General features: G+C 37.0%; 27 protein-coding genes and 1 riboswitch. Of the genes, 16 read left to right on the forward strand and 11 right to left on the reverse strand.

Translation table 11 applies throughout. The features are described 5' to 3' along the window. Positions 1-76 precede the first annotated feature (76 nt). A complete protein-coding gene (locus tag KVT27_RS20510; RefSeq protein WP_309140241.1) occupies positions 77-970 on the forward strand; it encodes a DUF4272 domain-containing protein in 894 nt (297 codons plus the stop codon). A gap of 44 nt (positions 971-1014) precedes the next feature. On the opposite strand, the gene KVT27_RS20515 is transcribed toward KVT27_RS20510, so the two are convergent. From KVT27_RS20515 to KVT27_RS20525, 3 genes are all read right to left on the reverse strand, one after another. Then, complete coding sequence (locus tag KVT27_RS20515; RefSeq protein ID WP_217581849.1) at positions 1015-2424, reverse strand: erythromycin esterase family protein; 1410 nt, start codon at positions 2422-2424, stop codon at positions 1015-1017. Between the two features lie 144 nt (positions 2425-2568). Continuing rightward, positions 2569-2922, reverse strand: coding sequence for a hypothetical protein (locus tag KVT27_RS20520; protein ID WP_036121431.1), 354 nt, complete (start codon positions 2920-2922; stop codon positions 2569-2571). Positions 2923-2943: 21 nt separating this feature from the next. After that, positions 2944-3627 carry a DUF2225 domain-containing protein gene (locus KVT27_RS20525; RefSeq protein WP_036121430.1) on the reverse strand — a complete coding sequence of 228 codons (684 nt, stop codon included), beginning with the start codon at positions 3625-3627 and terminating at the stop codon, positions 2944-2946. A 324-nt stretch (positions 3628-3951) separates the two neighbouring features. Between KVT27_RS20525 and KVT27_RS20530 the strand changes: the two genes are divergently transcribed. Further along, the gene (locus tag KVT27_RS20530) at positions 3952-4767 is read left to right on the forward strand and encodes a Cof-type HAD-IIB family hydrolase (protein WP_217581850.1); all 816 of its coding nucleotides are present in this window, start codon (positions 3952-3954) and stop codon (positions 4765-4767) included. Positions 4768-4790: 23 nt separating this feature from the next. Then, positions 4791-5387, forward strand: a complete 597-nt coding sequence (locus KVT27_RS20535) for a DedA family protein (RefSeq protein ID WP_036121427.1) — start codon at positions 4791-4793, stop codon at positions 5385-5387. A 28-nt stretch (positions 5388-5415) separates the two neighbouring features. On the opposite strand, the gene KVT27_RS20540 is transcribed toward KVT27_RS20535, so the two are convergent. From KVT27_RS20540 to KVT27_RS20560, 5 genes are all read right to left on the reverse strand, one after another. Then, entirely contained in the window at positions 5416-6153 is a 738-nt protein-coding gene (locus tag KVT27_RS20540; protein ID WP_036148032.1) for a cyclase family protein, read from the reverse strand. A gap of 88 nt (positions 6154-6241) precedes the next feature. Continuing rightward, positions 6242-6348: riboswitch (SAM riboswitch) on the reverse strand. Positions 6349-6446: 98 nt separating this feature from the next. After that, positions 6447-6848 (reverse strand): YuzC family spore coat inner layer protein, encoded by a 402-nt coding sequence (locus tag KVT27_RS20545; protein WP_036121424.1) that lies wholly within the window; start codon positions 6846-6848, stop codon positions 6447-6449. Between the two features lie 150 nt (positions 6849-6998). Beyond that, positions 6999-8570, reverse strand: a complete 1572-nt coding sequence (locus KVT27_RS20550) for a helix-turn-helix domain-containing protein (protein ID WP_150906653.1) — start codon at positions 8568-8570, stop codon at positions 6999-7001. A gap of 78 nt (positions 8571-8648) precedes the next feature. Continuing rightward, a complete protein-coding gene (locus tag KVT27_RS20555; RefSeq protein WP_217581851.1) occupies positions 8649-9599 on the reverse strand; it encodes an ABC transporter substrate-binding protein in 951 nt (316 codons plus the stop codon). A 159-nt stretch (positions 9600-9758) separates the two neighbouring features. Continuing rightward, a complete protein-coding gene (locus KVT27_RS20560) occupies positions 9759-10943 on the reverse strand; it encodes an MFS transporter (RefSeq protein ID WP_217581852.1) in 1185 nt (394 codons plus the stop codon). A 109-nt stretch (positions 10944-11052) separates the two neighbouring features. Here KVT27_RS20560 and KVT27_RS20565 point away from each other — a divergent pair, with 109 nt between their 5' ends. Then, complete coding sequence (locus KVT27_RS20565; protein ID WP_036121416.1) at positions 11053-11436, forward strand: winged helix-turn-helix transcriptional regulator; 384 nt, start codon at positions 11053-11055, stop codon at positions 11434-11436. Positions 11437-11489: 53 nt separating this feature from the next. Here the strand turns inward: KVT27_RS20565 and KVT27_RS20570 are convergent, their stop codons facing one another. Beyond that, on the reverse strand, positions 11490-12335 hold the full coding sequence (locus tag KVT27_RS20570; protein ID WP_036121415.1) for an aldo/keto reductase: 846 nt from the start codon (positions 12333-12335) through the stop codon (positions 11490-11492). Positions 12336-12645: 310 nt separating this feature from the next. Between KVT27_RS20570 and KVT27_RS20575 the strand changes: the two genes are divergently transcribed. Next, positions 12646-13086, forward strand: coding sequence for a VOC family protein (locus KVT27_RS20575; protein ID WP_036121414.1), 441 nt, complete (start codon positions 12646-12648; stop codon positions 13084-13086). A 194-nt stretch (positions 13087-13280) separates the two neighbouring features. On the opposite strand, the gene KVT27_RS20580 is transcribed toward KVT27_RS20575, so the two are convergent. Further along, on the reverse strand, positions 13281-14159 hold the full coding sequence (locus KVT27_RS20580) for a LysR family transcriptional regulator (RefSeq protein WP_036121412.1): 879 nt from the start codon (positions 14157-14159) through the stop codon (positions 13281-13283). Between the two features lie 156 nt (positions 14160-14315). On the opposite strand from KVT27_RS20580, the gene KVT27_RS20585 reads away from it, so the two are divergent. The 11 genes from KVT27_RS20585 to KVT27_RS20635 all read left to right on the forward strand — a co-directional run bounded on the left by KVT27_RS20585 (position 14316) and on the right by KVT27_RS20635 (position 23262). Further along, positions 14316-15512 carry an MFS transporter gene (locus tag KVT27_RS20585; RefSeq protein WP_217581876.1) on the forward strand — a complete coding sequence of 399 codons (1197 nt, stop codon included), beginning with the start codon at positions 14316-14318 and terminating at the stop codon, positions 15510-15512. Positions 15513-15534: 22 nt separating this feature from the next. Beyond that, positions 15535-15750 (forward strand): hypothetical protein, encoded by a 216-nt coding sequence (locus KVT27_RS20590; protein WP_036121407.1) that lies wholly within the window; start codon positions 15535-15537, stop codon positions 15748-15750. A gap of 14 nt (positions 15751-15764) precedes the next feature. Next, entirely contained in the window at positions 15765-16007 is a 243-nt protein-coding gene (locus KVT27_RS20595; protein WP_338040006.1) for an ankyrin repeat domain-containing protein, read from the forward strand. Between the two features lie 250 nt (positions 16008-16257). After that, complete coding sequence (locus tag KVT27_RS20600) at positions 16258-16926, forward strand: response regulator transcription factor (protein WP_036121404.1); 669 nt, start codon at positions 16258-16260, stop codon at positions 16924-16926. Further along, a complete protein-coding gene (locus KVT27_RS20605) occupies positions 16923-18305 on the forward strand; it encodes a sensor histidine kinase (RefSeq protein ID WP_217581853.1) in 1383 nt (460 codons plus the stop codon). Before KVT27_RS20600 ends, KVT27_RS20605 begins: the two co-directional genes overlap by 4 nt. A 107-nt stretch (positions 18306-18412) precedes the next feature. Beyond that, on the forward strand, positions 18413-19324 hold the full coding sequence (locus KVT27_RS20610) for an ABC transporter ATP-binding protein (RefSeq protein WP_150906659.1): 912 nt from the start codon (positions 18413-18415) through the stop codon (positions 19322-19324). Continuing rightward, positions 19321-20031: an ABC transporter permease gene (locus KVT27_RS20615; protein ID WP_036121395.1), complete on the forward strand. Its 711-nt coding sequence runs from the start codon at positions 19321-19323 to the stop codon at positions 20029-20031. The genes KVT27_RS20610 and KVT27_RS20615 overlap by 4 nt, the downstream gene beginning before the upstream one ends. After that, the gene (locus tag KVT27_RS20620) at positions 20032-20769 is read left to right on the forward strand and encodes an ABC transporter permease (RefSeq protein ID WP_217581854.1); all 738 of its coding nucleotides are present in this window, start codon (positions 20032-20034) and stop codon (positions 20767-20769) included. An 18-nt stretch (positions 20770-20787) separates the two neighbouring features. Further along, entirely contained in the window at positions 20788-22047 is a 1260-nt protein-coding gene (locus KVT27_RS20625) for an erythromycin esterase family protein (protein WP_217581855.1), read from the forward strand. 68 nt (positions 22048-22115) lie between these two features. Next, on the forward strand, positions 22116-23000 hold the full coding sequence (locus tag KVT27_RS20630) for a helix-turn-helix domain-containing protein (protein WP_217581856.1): 885 nt from the start codon (positions 22116-22118) through the stop codon (positions 22998-23000). Positions 23001-23103: 103 nt separating this feature from the next. Continuing rightward, a complete protein-coding gene (locus KVT27_RS20635) occupies positions 23104-23262 on the forward strand; it encodes a DUF1540 domain-containing protein (protein WP_004231699.1) in 159 nt (52 codons plus the stop codon). 49 nt (positions 23263-23311) lie between these two features. Here KVT27_RS20635 and KVT27_RS20640 read toward each other — a convergent pair whose 3' ends face one another. Further along, positions 23312-23554, reverse strand: a complete 243-nt coding sequence (locus KVT27_RS20640; protein WP_036148022.1) for a hypothetical protein — start codon at positions 23552-23554, stop codon at positions 23312-23314. Positions 23555-23558 lie beyond the last annotated feature (4 nt).

Genomic DNA, 23558 nt, shown 5'->3' on the forward strand with positions numbered 1-23558 from the left:
TCGAATGATGATCAATTACATCAGTATACCATATGGAGCTAATCATTTAAAAGAATTTGTATAAACGCAAATTTCTGTGTTATATACAGTCATTGCTATTGAATGTGAAAATGATATAAAGGATGAACAAATGCAGTTATGTTTGAGTCTGCTATTAACCATTGGAGGAATTGGATTTTTACCAAATGGTACCTTGTTAGACAAAGAAGGTGCAGTCATTGTTTATCCTGATGGGCAATCAGGGCCATCTAACTTTAGGCCTTATGCTTGTACACAGAAAGTGAGGGGACAAGAGGCGACATCGGAAGAAGGTCATCAAAGAAAGAATAAAACGATAGCATATTTAAAAGAAAACGGTATTCCATACACAGATTCACTCCCGCAACTTCCGCCAATTGGAGCTTGTCAGCTTAAAGCCAAAGAGGATATTGCTAGGAGAGCTGTAGCTTTACTATTTGTTATTCAATTTGCTTGTGATGTGGCACAAGGAGAAAATGTTGAAGAATCAAGAGATTTCTTCATCAATATGTTGCATAAATATGAAGTAGAGGCAAATCTAACGGATAATGAAAGGGCCTTTTTATATGATCAACAACCAAATGCACAAGAAGCCATTAATATTTCATGGCAATATGAAGCTTATTGGATACTGATTTGGGTACTGGGATTTGTTAAAGAGCTTGATTTCCCTGATGAAGTATGTGATTGTGAGTACGCTATTCAAGTTATTTCTAACTGCGAAACGTTTGAGCAATTTTATCTTCAAATTATGATGCGTAGTCAGAAAGAAATAATGGATGAAGCCGACAAGATATTCAGATTACACTGGGCGTGCGTAGATAATCGTATACAAGAACGACCGGCTCCTGTTGGAATGAATGAAAGTATTGTTATGGAAAGACGTAGAGGCTTATTCTGGTTGATCGGTCATCAAAACGAAGAGTGGGTAACGCTATCAATGGAGACTTAGAAAGTAATAGCAAACTAGGATACTAGTTTGCTATATTATAAAGGTTATTTTACATATGTTGGTTTATTCACCTTATCAATTAAAAGAATACCATCATATTGATCGCGTGGAACAAGGCTTTCTTGTATTACTCCCCAGCTATAGGATAGGCGAGGTTCAAACATCCATGAGTTACCACGTTCATTTTGACGATTACGTAAATCAATGAATGTGTAAGGTTGGTTGGCTGAGGATACAATATCTTCGATAGATCCTTTTATTGGTGGTAAAACGGGCATCGTCTCACCCATATTATTGGCAGTTTCTCCGCTAGTCATATATAGGCCTAATACATAGCTATATTTTTTGTAGATGTCTGGTAAACGGTCACCCATTAATTTAACTGGATATGGGGAGCCCATTACATCTGATTGTGCCTTACGAATATGGTCATTATGCGCCCAAACGATAAACTTTTCTGTTGGATAAACTTCTTCAGCTAGCCAAAGTAAGTTCTCCATCATCGCCTGATCACGCCACTCCATTGTTGTTAAAAACGATTCATATTTATTTTGCTCCATCTCAATAGTGGATTGAATTGTTAGCTCTACATATTCGTCTGCCAAACGGATACGGTCTGCTAAAGTGCGCTCCATCAGCTTTACTATTTGAAGTTCATTCGGATAAGCCTTTTGAAGCTCCTTTTCTTTCGTCTGAACTTGTGCTTTTACTTGTTTATAAACGTTAATAATAGCTGTTTTTTCTTTCTGGTAGCCTTTTAAATCTTTGCTAGAGCTCCATTCTGCGAGTTGCTTTTCCGCGTCACTGAATTGCTGAGCCAATTGAGGGTTTTGCAACCAATCCCCATTCGTAAATGCCCCTTGCTGTTGAATATCAAAGCCTGCTAGAACAAGAGGTTTCTCTGTAGCTTGAGTTGTTTTTGCGTATTCAAAAAGAGGCAATGTTTCTTTTGTCCACCATACTCCAAAAATAGCATCCTTCATCGTTTGTAGTGCAGCTTGTTTATCAATTTTTCCTTGGGCATTCATGACATCGCCCAGACCACTTTCGAAGGCTAAAACATTGTAACCCATTTCTTGATGTAAAAATTGTATTAAACGAGTTTTAGCGAGATTAAACTGTGCGACCCCATGAGAACTTTCACCTAAAAAGACAATACGTTTATCATGTAATAATGGCTTTAGCATTGCTAGGTCCTCAAATTTATTAGAAGGGATTTTCTTCGAACTAGCTGTTTCCGGCTGAATGGAAGTCAAGCTATAAGCATGATCATTCACCCATGTTTTCCAATCCTCTAATGTTTCAGTAGTAGTCCTAGCCTGCTGAACCACTCCGTATTTTTCCTGCTCTTTTACCGCAGGGGCAGCCGCTGAAGCACTAGTTATGCCACTGAATACGATTAAACTTGTCAGTGCTGTACTTAATAAAGCTTTCCGTTTTCTATAATGTTTCATTGAAAATCAGCCCTTTTCTTTATGTTGATCCTAAGTATAAGGGGCAAAGTTTAAACCATAGGAGGAGTTTGTTTAAATTTTGTTTAAATTTGGATTGATTGTTAAAAAAGAAAGCATCTCCATTTAAATGGAGATGCCCAACAACTATTTATAATGATACGTACTAGCTCTAACATGGTTACGTTGAATTTGTTTAAACCATGCCCGATCCTTTTCCTCTTGATTTAAGGTACCAATAATAGAGGAGGAGCAGCTCACGCAAATTTTCGCTTGAGTAATTTGTCCACATCTTTCACAAGGGGCGCCTAAATTTGGGAATATCGAATTTTTTAACTTTCCGGCTTTGACCCATTTATACAGTAGCTCAGACGAGACACCTGTCAACGTCACAACCTCTTCGTTTGTTAAATAACGATTATTTTTTCTTAATAAAAAATGATGCAGTTCTGAAAAAATATCCTCTTCTCTCACATCTATCTTTTTTTGAAATAGCAACATAACTAGTCCTCTCCTCGTCACTCAATTCATGCTTTCTTTAACGGTTATAGGTTGTTCATCATATTTATAATTTTCCCAACGATTACGTGCTAGCTTTCGATATTTTGGCGAGACATTCTTATCGGCAATTAATCTAGAAAATCCTTTTTTAGCTTCTGTCATATCACCAAGTCGGAGGCTTAGCTCGGCATGTAAAAATTGAATTCGCTCTCCACCTTCCTGGTTAGATGCAAATGATTTACTGTAAAAATCTCTAGCAGCAAAAAGGTAGCGTTTTTCAGATTCCTCGTCGTTTTTTAAGCGATATAACCAGGCAATTTTTAATGCGAAATTTGCCATCAAAAGCGATTCTTCCATTGATGCGCGAGATACTAGGTAGGCCAGCTTAAAGCTTATAATGGCATCATCGATTGTACGTTCCTGACAGATATTCATAGGTTTCTGTAGCTCTTTAATGTATAGTTCATCTATGAGCTGCATGAAAGGTCCGTATGTCCGCGTCATGGATTTATGGAAAGCAAACCCACAATGTGGGCACACAGCAACTTCATACAGCAAAGGGTTTAGGCCATCATAGACGGGCATGAAATCTGTTTGTTCCTCGATAATTTTATATCGATTTGGGCGTACTTTATACGTTGTAAAATGCTTTTTGCAAAATTTACAATCTACGCTACTTTCATAGTAGTAGATGTTAAATGCCATAAGAATCAACTCCTTTGCATGCTCTAGAATATTATTTCTTTTGTTCTATTTATACGCAATAGATAATCGTTCAATGTATTTAATTCATTATCTATCATTTTAACAATTCTGTGTTCTTTGGTATACTCCTTTAGAATTATTAAATTAAAAATAATCCTTACATTATTAGTTAAATATCATTAGAAATAAGCTTGTAATAGTATTTATCGGTGTACTTAAAGTAAGTTATATAGTTCGAGCAAATTTTGTCGAATTATATACAATTTATTTCATAGACAATTCGAATTGTATAGTTCAAAAGTTTGATGTGAGAGGATGGAGGAAATGACATATAAAATAGTATTTTTTGATGTGGACGGTACTCTGATCAATTATGAGAATGGCGCTGTGGAAGAAAGTACAAGGCAGGCCATTCATCTACTACAGGATAAAGGGATTCATCTAGTGGCTGCGACAGGAAGGCCGTTGTCCATGTGTGAAGGGCTGAAAAGTTTGGGAATTGAAACCTTTATTACGGCAAATGGGGCATATGTGAAGCACAAGGATGTTGTCATACATAAAATTCCGATTGAAAAGGGCATTGTTCAAAATGTTCAAGCTTTTGCACAGCAACAACAGCATTCCTTAACATTTTTTACAGAACAACTTACGATGAATGCTATACAAAATCCGTTAGCGTTAAGCGCGATGCAAGAGACATTGTCTTTACGTGATTTTCCCGTTAGAAATGACAGCATTATAGAAGAAGAGGTTTTTCTTATGTGTCTTTATGCAGATGAGCAGGCTGAAAAAAGATTAGCTTGTCAATTTTCGAATATATTACGGCAACGATGGCATCCTTATATTGTGAATGTCTTACAGCAGGATGTGTCCAAGTCGATAGCTGTAAAGGCTGTACTAGATTATTTTGAAATTAATTTTAAGGATGCAATAGCTTTTGGAGATGGAGAGAATGATATAGATATGCTAGAGCAGGTTGGTCTCGGGGTAGCCATGGGAAATGGGAGCCAAGCTCTAAAAAATGCTGCAGATTTTGTTACAAAGAAATCTATTGAAGGTGGCATAGATTTTGCTTTACGTCAGCTTCACATTATTTTACGACATATTTGCTTGAGCAATTTTACTGTTATGACTGTATAGAAAAGGTGTTAGGTGGTTGGAAAATGGCGCAACATGTGCAATCTCTAATTGAACATTACGGGTATTTTGGCATCATTGTGATCCTAATTGGAGGCATTGTTGGGTTGCCACTTCCTGATGAAGTATTTTTAACTTATGTAGGCTATAGTGTTTATCGAGAAAGTCTTGAACATATCCCAGCGTTAGTAAGCGCCCTGATTGGTGCCATGGGAGGTATTACTTTAAGCTACTATATCGGCCACCGATTTGGCTTACCGCTCTTGCAGAAATATGGGCCAAAGTTTCATATAACTGAGGAAAAAATTGATTTTACTAAAAAAATGTTTACGAAAGTAGGTCCTTTTTTATTAATAGTTGGTTATTTTATTCCAGGTGTACGCCATCTGACAGCTTATATTGCGGCTATTAATAATTATCCCTATAAAAAATTCGCATTCTTTGCTTATACAGGAGCATTTATTTGGACGTTCACATTTATAACATTAGGAAAAGTATTAGGGGAGAAGTGGCGATTCGTCGGTTACTATTTATCCCATTATAGTATTTATGTCATCTTACTGTTTGTCCTTGTCATGTTAATCGTTTATTATCTATTGAAAAAAAGAAACGTACAAAAGTAAAAGTCGGTATGAGTGTACCGACTTTTTGTTATGGCAAAATGGCAAATGATCGAACAGGGAATCCAGATGCTTTTTCAGGCTTAGGTACAATATTAAAAATAATAGCCCCTTTTGGAGGAAGCTTGTCCAAATTAGTCATAAGCTCAATTTGATAGGTGTCTTGATCAAGGACAAAATATTCTCCATCCAATTTGCCGCTTTGACGAAAATCAGTAGCAGAATCGGTATCAAAAGTTTCATGACCAATTGCACTTACTTTACGTTCCTTGAATAAAAATTGTAATGCCTCCAAGCCCCAGCCTGGAAGATGATTATGGCCATCCACATCTTTATTATTGAAGGCTTCTTTATCGGGCCAACGCTTACTCCAATCTGTTCGCAGTGCCACAAAAGTACCTTCTTCTATTTGTCCATGTTGTGCCTCGAATTCTAGAATATCTTGGACACTGAGCGTAAAGTCATGATTACTAGTAGCCTCTTGTGATTTATCAATAACGATAAGCGGGAGAACTAGCTCCTTTAGCTCTAGTTCATCTAGAAAACGAGTATTTCTTACAAAGTGAATAGGTGGGTCAATATGTGTTCCATATTGTCCGGGGAATGTAAATTGCTGTGCGAAAAAACCGTCATCATGCGAGAATAATGTTTCAAATTTAGCATCTTCAAACATGAAAAAATGAGGTGAATGTGGGCCAAAGGTATGTGTCAAATCGACCCATTGTTTTGATTTTAGTAAGTGCAATGCTTGTAAAAGTTCATTAGACATTTAATTTCCTGCTTTCTAAAAGTAATGGTAAATAAAAAAGAGTCCTCTATAGAAGAGGACTCCCTAAATCATACGTGGGTAGTTCGTCTTCTCATCTTTCAGGCTTAGATTTTGCCAAAAGGAATTAGCACCATACTGATTGAGCTGGTTGCTGAGACTTCATCGGGCCGATCCCTCCGTCTCTCTTGATAAGAAATAGAATATAAGAATTTTCAGAAATAACAGTACAAATACTTTAGCATATATTTTTATAGTTAACAACTTTTATAGGATTACATGGTTAAAATTTTTATTTACCAATTTAAAATTAACGTTACTCTACAGCAATCACTATCCATAAGCTGTATTCTAAAATTATCTGGTGTATAGTTGGTTTCGAATTTTGTAGTGATGCCTGTGGATGTAATCAATTTTTCGACCTCTGTTTTATTTGAAAGTTGTGCAGCATTTTTTAAATCATGGGCAAATTGTTGAGAACTATCAATTTTATCCGTAAGTAATTGTGCTTGTTGCATAATCGCCTTTATCCGCGTAGCTGAAGATATTAATTTTTGTGTATCAATAGAGGGAAAGGGACTATTACTGGTCGGCATTGCTAAATGTTGAGAAAAGGGTCTAGCTACAAGGTGATGGGCCGTTGACGGTATTGGGTAATGGTAGGGGTGAACAAAATACGGATAAGGATTATAATACAATTCAATTCCTCCTATCCAAAAGCTGATATCTTATCTTATGTATCATGATCTTTTTAGGTGTTTGGATAAAGATGTTTCTGTACAGGAGTGTACAACATGCTATGCTACACAAACAAAAGAGGAAGCCATAGCAAGCTTCCTTGTTGTTCTTTAGCCAAGAACATTTAAAACATCATCTATTTTTTTGCTATGTGATAGGATTCCATAATTCATCCAAGTTAAAAAATCGACCTCATAAACACAGCTGCTCTTAACTGCACTTAGGTTTTTCCACATGGAAGATTTTAAAATAGTACGCTCTTCATGCTCATAAATGGAGTGCTGCTTGTCGAAGGTGATGAATAAATGATCCGCGTCTAGCTGTAGCAGCTGATCGGAAGTCAGATGAGCTTTACGCTGATTTAGCGGTATTTTCCATACTAATGGGTGAGGCGTTAAGCCTAAGTCACGGTATAGGATTGGCCCTGTATAACCGCATTCAGGGCCGGCATACAGCGTAATGCCAATCGCTGAAATACGAAGAAATGCCACACTTTGCCCGTAAACGGATTTACCGAGAATTTGTCGAGCCTTCTGTACCTTATCCTCGTAATCCAAGATAATATCTTGCATCATAGCTGTTTTTCCTGTTAAGTCAGCAATTTTAAAGAGGGTCGATTGCCAGTCTTCCCCAGGGTGGTCTAGGTGACAGATTGGGGCTAGCTTATTTAAATGAAGACAAGCTTCCCAACGTTCTATACCGGCATCTAACATAATTAAAGTTGGTTTATAGTGAAAGAGACGATCCACTTCTCCGTACTGTACATCGATATCGGGCACATCCTGCAAACCTAAATAGTCTTGTTTCCCCCACTTGGAATGACTAAATTGGGCAATGGGTGTAATACCTAAAGCTACAAAAAAGTCCTCTAAGAACGGTGCGAATACACGTACATTATTACTTTGACTTCGTCTGTATTGTCCTGGGGAAATACCTACATGCTCTTTAAAACGACGGTTGAAATAATATTCGTTATTAAAACCAATGGACTGACTAATTTCAAATACACGATCATTAGTTGTCATTAATAATTGTTTGGCTTTTTCAATACGTATACTATTTAAATAATGAAGAGGAATCTGCCCCGTAATATCTTTAAAAATACGAGAGTAACTCCATCTTGGAACATTTGCAAGTTCTGCTAATTGTTCAACAGTCCAATCCCTACCAAAGTGTTTGTGCAAATATTGAATGGATTGCTCTACAGATTGACGATCATTTTGTAGTATAGGCTTTGGTTGGTTTTGTTCAAAAATAAATAGCATTAATTCTTGGAAACGAACATGCTGCTCAAAAATAGTGTGTTCATCCTTTGCTTGACGACACCGATAAATAGCTTCTAATAGTCTATTGCATTGAGAAAAGGGAAGGAGACGTAGTTCTCTAACACTTGTAAAGAGACTAGTAGGGGCATGGGATTTACTAAGATAAATCGTGTTAAATGTCAATTGGTATAAGCAGAGGGGCTCATTTGCAGTGTGAATTTCGACATGGCAATTAGGTGGAATAATCACACATTTTTCTTTCATAAGGTGGATAGTTTCATGATTTGTCTTAAGTGTTCCGTTACCACTAATAAGGATGAAAAGCGAATAGTATGTATGGCTATATGGCTGCATATCCGCTGGTAGAATAGTATATGAAATAGTTTGTAAATGATAGATTTGTGTTAAAGTACCCATTGTCCATGCACTCCTAAGTAAAGTTTAAATTTGGAAAACAACAGAAAGAAAGCCCCCTAAAGAGCTTTCTTTTGTAAATTATTTCACGAACCATTTTTCAAGATCATCATATTTTCGTAGGTTTGCAGTAATGGCGCCAGACTGCCAATAAGTTCGATCAGCAATATAAACTTGTCCATTTTTTACAGCAGGAACTGTTTTCCAAAGTGTACTATCTAACCATTTAATCGCCTCTTGATTTTCCTCGGTTTCCCAAGTGCCATTTGAAGGGAAGAGTATAATATGATCAGCATCCAATTCTGGAATAGCTTCTTCAGACAAGACCTCGTGGAACTCTGTCATATCACGAGCTAATGGATGTGGAGTTAAACCAGCTTCCGTATAAATGTATCCCGTGTAACGATTCTTCATTCCGAATAATGCCAATGTTTTATCGGCAACATTTAGACGAACAACGCCAACAGTTTCGTCACCAACTGATTCATCTAACGTAGCTTTTAAATTAGTAACACGTTCCTCATATTTATCAACGATTTCATTTGCTTTCTCAGGAATATTTAAAACATCAGCTATCGTTTTTACAATCTCCCGTGGATCTTGTAGTATTTCTTCTTTTAAGCGATAAGTAGGCGCAATCTTAGAATATTCTTCATACTTTGCCTTATCTGCGGCACCATCTACAATGATTAAATCCGGCTTAGCTTGAAGTAATGTTTCCATACTACCTGTAACGTCAAACTCAGGTACGTCTAAGCCTAAATAATCTTGTTTCCCCCAGGATGGGTGATACCATTGCACAACGGGTTTGACATCTAGGGCAGTTAAATAATCTTCCATATAGATGGCTGCTACTCGCTGTGGATTTGTTGGAATTGTTACTTCGCCAAACTCATCTTCTACAACTCGTGTATCTTCTTTTGGTGGATTCTCATTTTCGGAATTTGTTTGTGCTTCATTTGAACCACAGGCACTTAAAACGAACATCAGTACAAGGAAAAGTACAAATGTAAAATATCGACTGATACGCATGGCAATTCACTCCTATAAATTTACTAAAACAGATTGAATGTTATCTTAATTTAGAATGATAATCATTCTCGTTTGATTCAAATAAATTATAGGATACAACATAAAAACAAACAATACATATTTTCTACATCTTTTTTATACAAAATGAAGTTTAGAGCACTATTGTTTCTTTTTATCAAAAAGTAGCCATAAGAGTGTAACGATCGCTGCAAGCATAACCATAAAGAATCCATAAACAGGCGTGTGTGCTAATGATTGATGACGAATAATAAAGCCTCCAATATAGGAACCTAAAAATATACCAATATTGAAAGCAGAAATATTCAATGCAGAGGCCATTGAAATAGCTGATGGTATATATTTTTCAGACAGTATAACTGCATATAGTTGCAAGCCTGGGACATTCATGAACATAAATAGGCCCATTATTAGTACCATGATTAACCCGATAATTGGCGATTCAAGAGTATAGCCAATGCCAAGTAAAGCTAATGCAAGTCCTACAAAAATAATAAAGATGGAACGAAGTGGATTTTGATTTGCAAAATGGCCTCCTAGTGTATTACCAATAGCCACGCAAATACCATAGACAACTAATATAATAACGACCGCGTGTGGCGAATAACCCATATATTGCTCTAATATAGGTGAAACATACGTGTAAACAACAAATGCGCCACCGTATCCAATTGCTGTAATGAAAAGGATTAATAACATTCGAATATTACCTAATACTTTACCGATATCACGAATTGAGATTGGGTTACCTTTTGATAATTGGCTTGGTACTAACAAAGCATTACTAATTAAACCAATTATTCCTATAATAACAATAAAGATGAACGACATACGCCAGTCTGTTACTTGTCCAATAAATGTACCCAGTGGGACACCAGTCACAGTAGCCAATGTTAGTCCAGTAAACATAAAGGCAATAGCACTTGCGCGTTTATTTGGTTCAACTACATCAGCCGCTATGACAGAAGCGATGGACATAAACACACCGTGTGCTAATGCTGAAATAATACGTCCTATTAATAAAATTGAGAAATTTGGTGCCATAGCTGCGGTTAAGTTCCCAATTATAAAGATTGTCATGACAAGCAATAAAACAGTTTTTCGACTAAGGCGAGATGTTAAGGCTGTTAATAATGGAGCTCCAACAGTAACGCCTAATGCGTATATTGAAACAGTTAAGCCAGCTGTGCTTAAAGAAATACCGAAGTCATTTGTAATTAATGGTAAAAGCCCAACGCTGATAAATTCAGTGGACCCTATTCCGAAAGCACTGATTGCAAGTGCTAGTAAAGTTAATTTAGCATTTGGCTTTTTTGATTGTGACATACTACTTATATCTCCTTTGATTTTTTTTATCATGTGTAGTAATATTCATACATACCTATAAGATATGTAGAGTACTTTTGGTTACTTTTGAATATTACGGGGGTTTACAATGCAAAAAATTTATAATATTGGTGTAGAAGCTACACTTGAAGTCATTGGTGGTAAATGGAAACCAGTCATTCTTTGTCATTTAAATCACCATGGTAAAATTCGTACAAATGAGTTTCGACGATTGATTCCAGGAATCTCGCAAAAAATGCTCACTAGTCAATTAAGAGAGTTAGAGCAAGCTGGATTAATCCTTCGAAAGGTCTTCAATCAAGTGCCACCGAAAGTTGAATATTCCTTAACGCCTTATGGACAAGGAATGGAACCTATTTTAAACATGCTTTGCACTTGGGGCGAGAAGCATGTTGAAGTATTACAGGATAAAGGCGAAGATGTACTGTTAAAACAACGTGATGATGATATAGCTATGCAGCAAACATCGTAATGAGGGGGAAAGAGACTGTCATACAAAAGACAGTCTCTTTTCCTTTTTAATGCTTATAAAGCAAAGTCATATTCATCAGGATTAGGTCCAACTCGTTGTTCAAGATTCATCGCATTGATGATAGCCATTTCTGCGTCTGTTAAAGTAAAGTCAAAGATATCGGCGTTTTGCATCATGCGTTCTCTACGCACAGATTTAGGGATAGTAATCACGCCATTTTGTACATCCCAGCGCAGAATAACTTGAGAGTTTGATTTTCCGTATTTTGTTGCTATTTTTGAAATCGTTTCATCTTCAAGAAGCCCACCTTGCATTAAAGGAGCCCATGCTTCAAGTTGAATTTGGTGCTCTTTACAGAATGAACGAAGCTCCACTTGCTGTAAGCGTGGGTGGAATTCCACTTGATTTACAACAGGTTTAATACGAGCAAACGATAATAAGTTTTCCAAGTGTGCCACAGTGAAGTTACATACGCCAATTGCTTTGATCTTCCCTTGTTCATATAGGTCTTCAAGAGCTTTCCAAGATTCAGCAAACTTATCTTTACCTGGCCAATGAATCAGGTAAAGATCTAAATAATCTAAGCCTAATTTTTGTAGACTCTCTTCATAGGCAACAATCGTTTCATCGTAGCTTAATCCGTCATTCCACACTTTTGATGTTATAAACAGATCTTCGCGATGTAAGCCAGTCGATACTAGCGCCTGTTTAATGCCTTCCCCTACACCAGCTTCATTGCCATAAATAGCAGCAGTATCGATGCTACGATAGCCAACCTCTATAGCGTTTTTAACCATTTCAGCAGTAGCGTCATTTGCTACTTGGAAAACACCTAATCCTATACCAGGCATTTGTAAACCGTTATTTAATGTGATTGTATCTTGTAAATGATTAATCATTGTGATTCCTCCAATTGTTTTGATTGCTTATTGCTCCTTCATTATGATGTCCTATAAGGGTAAAAAAAAGTACGTACATTTTTGTTTCATAGAAACGTTAAGGTAACTTTTGTGAGTTGACAAAGGTTTGGGGGGAATAATTTTTTTCATTTGTCATATTTACAAACGGAGGACGTTTCTAGTAGCTAAACTAATGTCTAACGATGATTGCTATACAAAAAGCAACGGGACAGAGAGGGAATCTCATAATAAAAGGGTTTTTTCTTTTTAAGCAGAATTAAAGTAGTATTACTGTAAAAGGGGTAGGAAGATGAATCGTTTAAATTTGATTACATTAGGTGTTAAAGATATGGTGGAGTCTCTCGCTTTTTATCGAGATGGTTTAGGTTTTGAGGTTGTAGTTTACGGAGAGGAAACAAATCCTGATGTTATGTTCTTTAATAATGGAGGGACAAAAATATCACTATTTCCAATTAAAAGATTGGCTAAAGATATTAATGAAGCAAACCCACCTGAAATTGGCCATGGCTTTGGTGGAATTACTCTTGCTTATAATGGTAAATCAAAAGAAGAGGTGGACAGTATTTTTGCATTAGCCAAAAAGGCTGGGGCAAAAATTGTTAAAGAGCCTGAAACTGTATTTTGGGGTGGTTATAGTGGCTACTTCCAAGATCCGAATGGCTTCTATTGGGAAGTTGCTTACGGCGATATGTGGCAGTTCGATGAGAACGATATGCTAATTATTCAATAATGGTCATATGTAGCTCACATAATAAGATCGTCTATTTTGGAATAAGTGGGGGATTCCTATAGGGCGACGACTCCCGAGAAAAGTAACAGTTTCACTATGTTTCATTGTAGAGAAGACTGTAGACAAGCTCAATATTTTTAATAGTTTGTCTACAGTTTGAAAATAGCTTGTTGTTGAGCGACATAGTGATGTATTTAACAATAATTTCTTCTCATTAAATCAACAAAGTTTTGAGCGGCTTTTGATAAGTAATGATTTTTCAACCATACGAGTCCTACAGAGGTGGATAATTCTTCTGACGGTATTTTGTATGCATGAAGTGGTAAATCTCCATATTGCTTTAGAATAGTTTCAGGTACGATAGAGGAGCTAAATCCCGTAGCAATTAAATTCATTAAAAGTGCGGTATCTGAACATTCACCCACGATATGGGATTGTAATTGGAAGCGGGAAAAGGCTTCTAATATTGAATAGTGAACGCCTAACCCTTCAGTACTTGGTAAAAGGAGTGGCCAGTTTTGAATTTCTGCCAGTGTCACCTCATGTTCTAGCCGATCATTTTTGTCGGATTGAATAAAGTAAAATGGCTCTGTATACATATGAAGAACAGAGAAATCATCTAATTCTAAAGGTAATCGAATGATAGCCAATTCTACTATACGGTCTCTTACAAGCTTACAGAGATAAGAGGATTCATTTTGCTGGATCTTATAAGTTACCTTGGGATAGTGTTGTTGAAATTGATGTAATAATGGAGGGAGCTCAACTACCGAAAACGTATTAATGCCTAGTGTTAATCGTCCATGAATGCCTAACCCTACATCTTTAACTTCCGCATCAGCTTCCTCCATTAATTGAGCAACCTGAAGTGCGTATTTATATAAGGTTTTTCCAGCCTCAGTGACTTCAAAATATTTTCCACTTCTCTCCACTAGTTTTGAGCCTAGTTCTTCCTCCATCGCTTTTAAATGCTGGCTTAATGGAGGCTGAGAAATATGTAGCCTTTCGGCCGCAGCAGAAATCTTTTTTTCCTCTACAATCGCAATAAAATATCGTAGTTGTCGAATATCCAATTAAAAGTGCACCTCCTTATTATTCGAAAAACCTAAGTAAAACATATTTTTTAAATATTTTTCATATAGTTAGTGCCATGTTAGCATATTTGTATAAAAGAAAAAAGGAGATACGTCTCCATTTTTTCGCACATATGTGTGAAAGGGACAACTACTATGCCAACTAAAACCGTATTTCCACTTCTATTAGTTTATATGTTTCTCGCTATGCTTGGTGCAGGTCTTGTCATACCGATTCTTCCACAGTTGCTGATTGAGTTCGGTGCAAGTGGTAAAGCAGCAGGATATTTAGTATCTGCTTTCGGATTAACACAATTTTTATTTTCACCTATAGCTGGGAGGTTTTCTGATAAGTATGGCCGAAAGCCAATGATCATTGGTGGTCTAATTTTGTTTGCGTTATCCAATTTAGTTGGAGCTCTAGCAAGTAATTTCACCATTTTTCTTATTTCACGTTTTATTGGGGGGATGGGATCAGCAGCATTGGTTCCTTCTATAATGGCTTACATCGTAGATATTACCACTGAAGAAAAGCGATCGAGGGCGATGTCATTTTTAGGGGCATCCATGTCTTCAGGATTTATTGTTGGACCAGGCTTAGGAGGGCTGTTAGCAGAGTTAGGTACAAGAGCTCCGTTCTTTACGTCAGCTATTGTTGGTGTTTTAGCAGCCATTAGCTGTTTATTTTTATTACCTGAATCACAAAGGACTACACGATATGTTGAATCAAATTTAAAAAAGGAAAATATATTTCAACAGCTTGCACAATCTATTAAATCTCCCTATTTTATTTTACTATTTATGGTATTTTCACTGACGTTTGGACTGGCTCACTTTGAAACTGCTTATCCGTTAGTAGTCACACAGAAGTATGGTTTTACAACAAGACAAATTTCTATTTTATTTATGGTTTGTTCCTTCGTTGGAACAGTGAATCAATTATTATTAACAAGCTGGCTTACTAAAAAGTTTGAAGAAAAGCATATTATTAGTAGTATGCTTCTATTTTCGGCTACGGCGCTCGTCCTTTTACTGCTGTCCGCTAATTTTTACTACATCATGGTAATAACGATGCTATACTTCTCATTTAATAATATTTTACGGCCGACCATTAATACTCTTTTATCGAAAGAGGCAGGGAATGAACAGGGCTTTGTGGCAGGCTTAAACAATGCTTATATGTGTCTCGGGCAAATTTTTGGACCCGTACTTGCTGGAATATTATTTGATCTTCATTTGAATCTCCCGTATTTATTTGGAGCATTGGTCCTCATCGTAAGAAGCGCTATCTCGATGAAACGAATAGGAAAGCTGCGGAGAGATCCATTACAACATAAAAGTACGATGCAATAGCCAAAAGGAGCTAAACACTGACATGATAAAAAAATGGTTCATAGTATGTTTAGGAATCGTGTTCCTCCTCCAAGCGTGTACATCAAACGACCATAAGGATATTCAAAAAGAAGTTGGACTAGTGGGAAATCAGCTACTACAAGCGGCCGAACAGGGAGATCGAGAGGCCGTCTACAAATTAATAGCTGATGAAGATATTGAATTAAATATTTTCCCGCAGCAGAGCATGGTTATGTAGAGAATGTTCGAGAAATTCTTAAGTATACAAATGTCGATGTAAACCATATGAATAAACCAGGCTGGACGGCATTGTTAGAAGCAATCATCTATGGGGATGGTGGCCCCAAATATCAGGAAGCTATTCATGTATTGATTGAACATGGAGCGGATGTTCATTTGGCAGATGCAAAGGGAATCTCCCCCCTTCAGCATGCACAATCTCGAGGATTTCAGGAAATTAGCAACATTCTTATTCAAGCAGGGGCAAAACAATAGATAGGTCTACGGAGTGGAATGTTCGATTCAAGCTATACAACATTCTGTAAACAGAAAACGCAACTTTTTCAAGCAATAAAAAGTTGCGTTTTTTCATGCCCTCATAAAAAATAGGAAGAAAATAAGTAGAAGATTACCATATAATAACCATGTATGGAATTTATCTTGTACTTCATTTTAAGATAAATGTATAATGCAAAATATGGTATTTTAGTATATCTTTCAATATAGGCATAAGGAGGGTGAAACATTGATTCGTATATTATACATAGAGGATGAAAAGGAAATAGGACATTGGGTTAGTAAAGATTTAACTGAAAGGGGCTATGAGGTAACATGGCTAGAGTCTGGGGATGGTATTGAGCAACATATTGCCTCAAAGGATATTGCCATACTGGATGTGATGTTACCTGGGTTAGACGGATTTTCCATCGGTAAAAGAATTAAAAGGGAAAATAAAGAACTCCCGATTCTAATGCTATCGGCGAGAACGGCAGTCGAAGATAAAATAGAAGGCTTGAATTTCGCAGATGATTATTTAACAAAGCCTTTCCATCCAGATGAACTAGTAGCAAGGCTTGAAGTATTACTGAGAAGATACCAAAAAAATGATGATGTGCTGGAACTACAGCATCTTAAAATGTATACAAAAGATATGAGAATTATTAATACATTGACTGAAGAAGAAATTCTCTTGACGGGTAAACAGTTTTATCTTTTACAGTATTTTATTCGCCACCTCAATCAAATTTTAACGAAAGAGCAACTTTATGAGGGCGTTTGGGGTGAAAGCTATATCGAAGGTGATAAAACATTGATGGTACATATTCGATATTTAAGAGAAAAGATAGAGATAAATCCTGCAAAGCCAATGATTATCGAAACGATTCGAGGGATTGGGTATAGGGTGAAACTATGAAATTCTTCCGATCACTACTAGCTAAATATATGTTGATCATTATATTAGCCTTATCCATTGTTCAAATTTCTTATATGGGGACAGCTATGTTTGTATTAGGAATTAGGAAGACAGGGGTAGGAGAGTTTTCTAGTGAGATCCTTTTGGAAAGTGAAATTGAGGAGCAATGGCATGCTCAGTCTAAAAATATAAACAATGTATCAAATGATGCCATTACCCAGCTTTTTCAAAAGTGGCAAGAGCAATTACCTACGGCTTCTATGTTCTGGGTAAGTGAAGACGGGACATTATTGACTACGGTAAATGTGCAGGAGGAGCTTCCAGCAAAGTGGACACCTGCATTTACTACTAAATTTATAAAACAGCGATATGGAGGAGATCCATTTACTGTTATTGCTTTCTTAGGTGATGATGTATCCAATGGTTTTATTGTGTTAGAAGTTCCAAGAAACGTATTTAATCCACCACTTATCAATATTTATGAAAACTACGGCAACCTCTTATTTTTTGGTGTGATTGCGATTATTCTTTTTTTCATTGTCGTCTCCTTGTTATTTTTCAAAGGAATCCGAAAGAGACTTTTACATCTTCAAGATGCCATGGAAATACGGGATGTAGATGGTTTACCTATTGAAATCCATGTGAAAAAAAAGGACGAAATTGGGCAACTGGAGCATAGTTTCAACAGAATGGTTTGTGAGCTAAGAGAAAGCAAACAACGTCAGCAAAAAGAAGAGCAACTAAGACGAGAGCTAATTGCGAATCTTTCACATGATTTGCGGACACCTTTAACAAAGGTAAGAGCTCAATCTTACTCCATTAGCAAAGAAACATTGTCAGAGGAAGGTAAGCAGGCGTTACGGGCGATGGAAACATCTATCGTGAATATTGATGCTTTAATTGAAAATCTAATGTCCTACACATTGCTCATGGCAAGTAAATATAAATTTGAACCGAAAGAAATCAATGCTATTCGTTTTGTTCGAGAGCACCTGACGACATGGTACCCAGTTTTTGAGCGTGAGGGATTTACCATAGATATTGAGCTACAAGCATTCGAACATCAAGAATGGTGTGTAGACCCCATTTGGTTAGGGCGTATATTAGATAATCTTTTCCAAAATGTACTGCGACACGCCAATAGCGGGAAATATATAGGTGTGAAAACAGAGTCAACAGGTAGTTATACGGCATTTATTATTGAGGATCAGGGAAATGGTATGAAAAATGAATCGAATGCAAAGGGTGCAGGGATTGGCCTATCCATTGTAGATGTTATGGTAAAGGGCTTGCATTTAGAGTGGGATATTTGTTCAGAACCATCGGGTACAAAAATTATAATAAAACATGCAAATCCATCTGCGAAGCTTGATCAGTAAAAGCTCGCAGATTTTTTATGGAAAAAATGCTTTTTAAACAAAATTTAAACTTAGCCCTTACCTGTTTTTAAACTTCTATTCTTATGATAGTTAATGAGGTGAGGATATTGGAATTTATCGTACAAACACAAAACTTATCAAAATACTTTGGAAAAGAACAAGCTGTATCAAATATAAATTTGCAAATACGCAAAGGTGAAATTTACGGATTTTTAGGACCTAATGGAGCGGGGAAAACAACAACGATTCGCATGCTTCTTGGTCTAATGAAACCATCCTCAGGGACAATAAAAATTTTTCAAAAGGACATTGCGAAGGACCGTATTCAAATTTTAGCGAACGTGGGCTCATTAGTTGAAAATCCATCTTACTATCCCCATTTGACAGCCTATGAGAACTTGGAGGCCCTACGAAAAATACTAGGCGTGCCTAAATCTAGAATCGATGAAGTTCTGCAAATTGTCCGTTTGAAGGAAGTTGCCAACAAGAAAGTAAAGGGCTTTTCACTAGGAATGAAACAACGTCTTGGGATTGCTGCTGCTTTATTGCACAACCCAGAGTTACTCATTTTAGATGAGCCAACGAATGGTCTTGATCCTTCAGGTATTATTGAAATTCGCAATTTAATTAAAAGACTACCGAAGGAATACGGCATGACCATTATTATTTCCAGCCATTTATTATCAGAAATCGATCAAATGGCTACACAGGTAGGCATTGTTTCTAAGGGAACATTGATTTTTCAAGATTCCATTGAGGAAATGCGTAAATTTGCACAACCAAAGGTTATTTTTAAAGTTAGCAATAGCGAAAAAGGATGGCGTTCTCTATTAGCAAATGGCATTAAGGCAGACTATCAGGATGGTGCCATTTTCTTAGAGGAATGCTCTGACGAAAAAGTAGCCCATATTGTTCAGGTACTTGTTCAGGAGGGTATTTCAGTATTTCGAGTAGAGGAAGAGAAACGCTCATTGGAGGATATTTTCCTGCAAATGACGGCGGGAGAGCTAGTGCTATGATAGGTAAATTATTAACTGCTGATTTTTTAAAAATTAAACGCAAAGGTTTATGGTTTTTAACAATTTTAGGTCCCGTTGGTGTAGTTGCTCTGCAAATGGTCAATTACGGTGTGAGGAAAGACTACCTTTTACAGCAGAGCGATGATGATTGGGGTTATTTTTTACAAAATATTCATTCCTTTACACCGCTAGCCATTGTACTAGGTATTGCTATCCTAACGTCATTCATGGCAAGTATTGAAAACGAGACAAATGCGTGGAAACAGCTCATCGCCTTACCTGTTTCTAAACTATCCGTGTATTTATCTAAATTTACAGTATTGGCGATTCTGTTATTTTTGTCTTCAACACTGTTGATGCTTTTCACACTGAGTTACGGACTATTTTTAAGCTTAAGTGAACCGATACCTTACTTAGAGCTCGCCAAGTATAGTTACTTTCCAGCTCTAGCAGCATTGCCAATTCTAGCTCTCCAACTGTGGATTGCAAGTGTTTGCCATAATCAAGGTATACCTATTACTGTAGGTATTTTCGGAGTGATTTTTGCCTATTCTTCCTATGTTTTACCAGATTGGATGATATGGAAATGGCCGTCATTGATGAATCAATGGGATGAGCCGACCATCAATGTCATGTTAGGAGTAGGAGTAGGTATCTTCCTCTATATGGTTGGTATGATTGATTTTGCAAGAAGGGACGTGAAGTAAATGACGGCTATACTGCGAGCTGAATGGTATAAGCTACGTAAATCAAAGATGGTACCGATCATTTTAGCAGGACCCATTATTGGGCTATTTATCGGATTATCGGCCAATTTAGAAGATAATATGTCAGGAGTAGCAATCAATGAATGGTATATTGCTTTGTTCTCCATGAATTTAACATATGCTTTATTATTTTTACCACTAATTACGGGGGTCTTTGCTAGTCTCATCTGTAGGTATGAACATCAATCTGGAGGCTGGAAGCAGCTATTAGCATTACCTGTAACGAGGGGGGAAATATTTGTCGCTAAATATGTGTTAATTGTACTGCTTGTTATGGCGATGCAGTTATTGTATTTATGTTCAGTTTTTACTGTTGGGATGATCAAGGGCTATACGGATCCTTTCCCAATGGAGATTGTGTGGAAAAGTATTGTGGGAGGATGGGTAGCGACATTGCCTTTAGTAGCCCTTCAATTATGGATGTCGATTATGTTTAAAAGTTTTGCCGCTCCTTTTGCAGTCAATGTGGTATTTACATTACCCTCTATTTTTGCTATTAACTCTGAACGTATTGGACCTTACTATCCTTGGGCACAGCCCTTTTCGATGATGTATATTGGTGGCAGCACAGACGATGTGTTTTTTGTACCATGGGAGCAATTGTTAACAGTTGTCGGTGGTGGCTTCATCCTATTTTTCCTTGGTGGGTATTACTACTTCCAACGAAAAGCCATTTAACCTTAAGGGAGAATTGACATGAAAATGAAACGAAGTTTGAGAATATTAACTACATGTATACTACTAGCAGTTTTAGCTGGCTGTGGACAGGGGGCGGCTGTCAAAGATGCCTCACAATATAGTAGTGAAATAAAAGATATTACTATACCTGATGATGTAAAAATTATTGGCTTTGGAGAGGCAACACATGGAAATGTGGAATTCCAAGCCTTAAAAAAGGATCTATTTGAAGCAATGATGAAGAATGAAAATGTTCGCGTCTTTGTTTTAGAGGGGGATTTCGGGGGTGCCCAAGAAATAAATCAATTTATTGTCAATAGTGTTGGCACGGCGCAAGATGCTATTAAAGCACTAGATTACGGCATTTATCAAACTGAACAAATGGTGGACTTTGTGCAATGGATGCATGATTATAACTTAACAGCCAAGGAGGAAGATAAAATTTATTTTTATGGTAATGATATGCAACGCTATGATGATAGCAAAAAGGGTTTACTTGATTATTATGCGGATGTCGATGCTGAAACGGCTAAGCAATATTCGGCTCAGTTAGAACATGTGTCCAATAAAACAATGAGAGATTTATCGAATAGCCAGTTAGTAGAGCTTGATAAAACAATCGATGCCATCATCAAAGATTTACAATCAAACAAAGAAGTCTATGAGAAAAAGTCATCAAAGGATGCCTTCTCTTTTGCGGCGCAATATGCACAAATTTTAAAGCAACGTACGCAATTGTTTTTAAACGATGGTAATTACATGAATTTACGTGATAAATACTTAGCTCAAAATTTACAATGGATTGTTGATTTCGAAGCGACGAAGGGCCATGATAAAGTATTGATGTCTGGACATAATGGCCATATAGATAAAACGTCTGCTACAATGGCTGGTTATAAGTCGATGGGACAATATTTAAATGAGCATTATAAAAATCAGTACTTTGCTATTGGTACGGATTTTGTGAAAAATACATTCCAAGCACCAAATGGGTCTGGAGAACGTAAGGAGTATACGATTGAACATCATAACGCTCTAGTGGATGCTTTTAGTGATATCAATGACAACATCTTGTATGTGGATTTTGAAAAGGCTAGTCAATCAGAAGAGCTATCCAATATTCTTACAAAGGAGCAAAGAATGGGCAATATAGGCGATGATTTTCGTCCTTGGTATAAGCTTACAAAAATGCTTTATACCATTAAAATGACACCTGCAGATGCATATGACGGTCTGATAATTGTACAGGAAGCAACACCAACAAAAGTAACGGATTAGTCAAATATAGCAATCTCCATCAAAAAATCTCTTTTCTTTGCCATTATGATAAAAGTGAGGTGAGCAATATGGAGTATAGTCAGGCAACACAAAGAATTATTACTTATATCGAGGAGCAATTGATGGAAGAAATAGTACTTGAGTGTATGCCGAATATTACCGGCTATTCGAAGTTCCATTTAAGTCGAATCTTTAAACAAGAAACAGGGCTGACGATAGGTGCATATATTCGGATGCGCCGATTAGCTATGGCTGCCAGTTGTTTAATATACTCCAATGCATCGATAATAACGATTGCCTTTAAATTTCAGTTTCAATCTCAAGAGGCTTTTACAAGAGCTTTTAAAGAGGTGTATGCTTTGCCACCAGGAAAGTACCGAAGATTGATGCAATCACTAGCTATGTTGGAGGAGGAAAAGTTGATGGAATTAAATGAACAGGTTAAGGGCTGGGTGCTAAGTGGCGGAAATCCAGAATTATATCAATTTCATACGGATGATAAGGTATTTCATTCAGGAAAGCGCTCTGGTGTATTATTTTCCACCCATGCAGCAGTCAATAATGGGCAATTTGCTACGATGATGCAGGGTTTTCAGGCAGCCGACTATAAAGGTAAGCGGCTCAGAATGTCATGTTACTTAAAAACGGCTGAAGCTACAAAATGTGGAGCGTGGATGCGCATAGACAACGCTACGGGTGATACCATTCAATTTGATAATATGGATCAGCGCTCTGTGACAGGAACTACTGAATGGAATCATTATTCTATTGTTCTAGATGTACCTGAGGAAGGAGATTCCATTTATTTTGGTGTGTTGTTAATTGGCTCAGGGAAAGTGTGGGCAGATGGCTTCCGTTTTGAAGAAGTCTACGATAATGTACCCACAACCAATATGCTTACGCAGGAACGATTACCAAAACAACCAGCAAATTTAGACTTTAGCATGGAGTGATTTGGATACGCTACACTCGCGTGTGGACCGAGAATTGACTTTGTTGAACAACGTATTGTTTACCTCTAATTTGTTAAAGCTAACATAGAGGAGGTGTGAAACGATGGCACAAGAAATTCTTTGTGAAGTCAATAACTGCACATTTTGGGATTCTGGAAACAAATGCACAGCAGAAAAAATTTATGTTGTCAGCCAGAAGGGACAACATGCTTCCAACAGTGAGGAAACTGACTGTAAAACATTCGAACCTGAAACGCATTAATGAAAAAAAGGGTAGCCACTTATATGGTTACCCTTTTTCCCTGTCTTTATTAATAAGCATCGACCTTTTCTTTATTAAATAAAAGTTCATGTGCAGTTTTTACTTTTTCCTCTACATAATCCAATGAGTACTTACCCACCGAATCTGTTAAATCTCCAATTGCCCGCGACAAGTTATCAATGATCGGGATTAATTTATGCATTTCGTTGCGGTCTTTTTCTTTGTGCATCTCATCCATAATTTCATATGCAAGACGCTGAATTTTCCTTAGTCGCAATTTCTCAGAGTGCATTGAA

It is taken from the genome of Lysinibacillus sp. GbtcB16 (assembly GCF_019091145.1).
GTDB classification, from domain to species: Bacteria; Bacillota; Bacilli; order Bacillales_A; family Planococcaceae; genus Lysinibacillus; species Lysinibacillus fusiformis.

Bases quoted from the DNA above. Each gene is read 5' to 3' on its own strand.
- KVT27_RS20515 (WP_217581849.1), bottom strand. From the start codon at position 2,424: ATGAAACATTATAGAAAACGGAAAGCTTTATTAAGTACAGCACTGACA.
- KVT27_RS20520 (WP_036121431.1), bottom strand. From the start codon at position 2,922: ATGTTGCTATTTCAAAAAAAGATAGATGTGAGAGAAGAGGATATTTTT.
- KVT27_RS20525 (WP_036121430.1), bottom strand. From the start codon at position 3,627: ATGGCATTTAACATCTACTACTATGAAAGTAGCGTAGATTGTAAATTT.
- KVT27_RS20530 (WP_217581850.1), top strand. From the start codon at position 3,952: ATGACATATAAAATAGTATTTTTTGATGTGGACGGTACTCTGATCAAT.
- KVT27_RS20535 (WP_036121427.1), top strand. From the start codon at position 4,791: ATGGCGCAACATGTGCAATCTCTAATTGAACATTACGGGTATTTTGGC.
- KVT27_RS20540 (WP_036148032.1), bottom strand. From the start codon at position 6,153: ATGTCTAATGAACTTTTACAAGCATTGCACTTACTAAAATCAAAACAA.
- KVT27_RS20550 (WP_150906653.1), bottom strand. From the start codon at position 8,570: ATGGGTACTTTAACACAAATCTATCATTTACAAACTATTTCATATACT.
- KVT27_RS20555 (WP_217581851.1), bottom strand. From the start codon at position 9,599: ATGCGTATCAGTCGATATTTTACATTTGTACTTTTCCTTGTACTGATG.
- KVT27_RS20560 (WP_217581852.1), bottom strand. From the start codon at position 10,943: ATGTCACAATCAAAAAAGCCAAATGCTAAATTAACTTTACTAGCACTT.
- KVT27_RS20565 (WP_036121416.1), top strand. From the start codon at position 11,053: ATGCAAAAAATTTATAATATTGGTGTAGAAGCTACACTTGAAGTCATT.
- KVT27_RS20570 (WP_036121415.1), bottom strand. From the start codon at position 12,335: ATGATTAATCATTTACAAGATACAATCACATTAAATAACGGTTTACAA.
- KVT27_RS20575 (WP_036121414.1), top strand. From the start codon at position 12,646: ATGAATCGTTTAAATTTGATTACATTAGGTGTTAAAGATATGGTGGAG.
- KVT27_RS20585 (WP_217581876.1), top strand. From the start codon at position 14,316: ATGCCAACTAAAACCGTATTTCCACTTCTATTAGTTTATATGTTTCTC.
- KVT27_RS20590 (WP_036121407.1), top strand. From the start codon at position 15,535: ATGATAAAAAAATGGTTCATAGTATGTTTAGGAATCGTGTTCCTCCTC.
- KVT27_RS20605 (WP_217581853.1), top strand. From the start codon at position 16,923: ATGAAATTCTTCCGATCACTACTAGCTAAATATATGTTGATCATTATA.
- KVT27_RS20615 (WP_036121395.1), top strand. From the start codon at position 19,321: ATGATAGGTAAATTATTAACTGCTGATTTTTTAAAAATTAAACGCAAA.
- KVT27_RS20620 (WP_217581854.1), top strand. From the start codon at position 20,032: ATGACGGCTATACTGCGAGCTGAATGGTATAAGCTACGTAAATCAAAG.
- KVT27_RS20625 (WP_217581855.1), top strand. From the start codon at position 20,788: ATGAAAATGAAACGAAGTTTGAGAATATTAACTACATGTATACTACTA.
- KVT27_RS20630 (WP_217581856.1), top strand. From the start codon at position 22,116: ATGGAGTATAGTCAGGCAACACAAAGAATTATTACTTATATCGAGGAG.
- KVT27_RS20635 (WP_004231699.1), top strand. From the start codon at position 23,104: ATGGCACAAGAAATTCTTTGTGAAGTCAATAACTGCACATTTTGGGAT.
- KVT27_RS20640 (WP_036148022.1), bottom strand. From the start codon at position 23,554: ATGCACTCTGAGAAATTGCGACTAAGGAAAATTCAGCGTCTTGCATAT.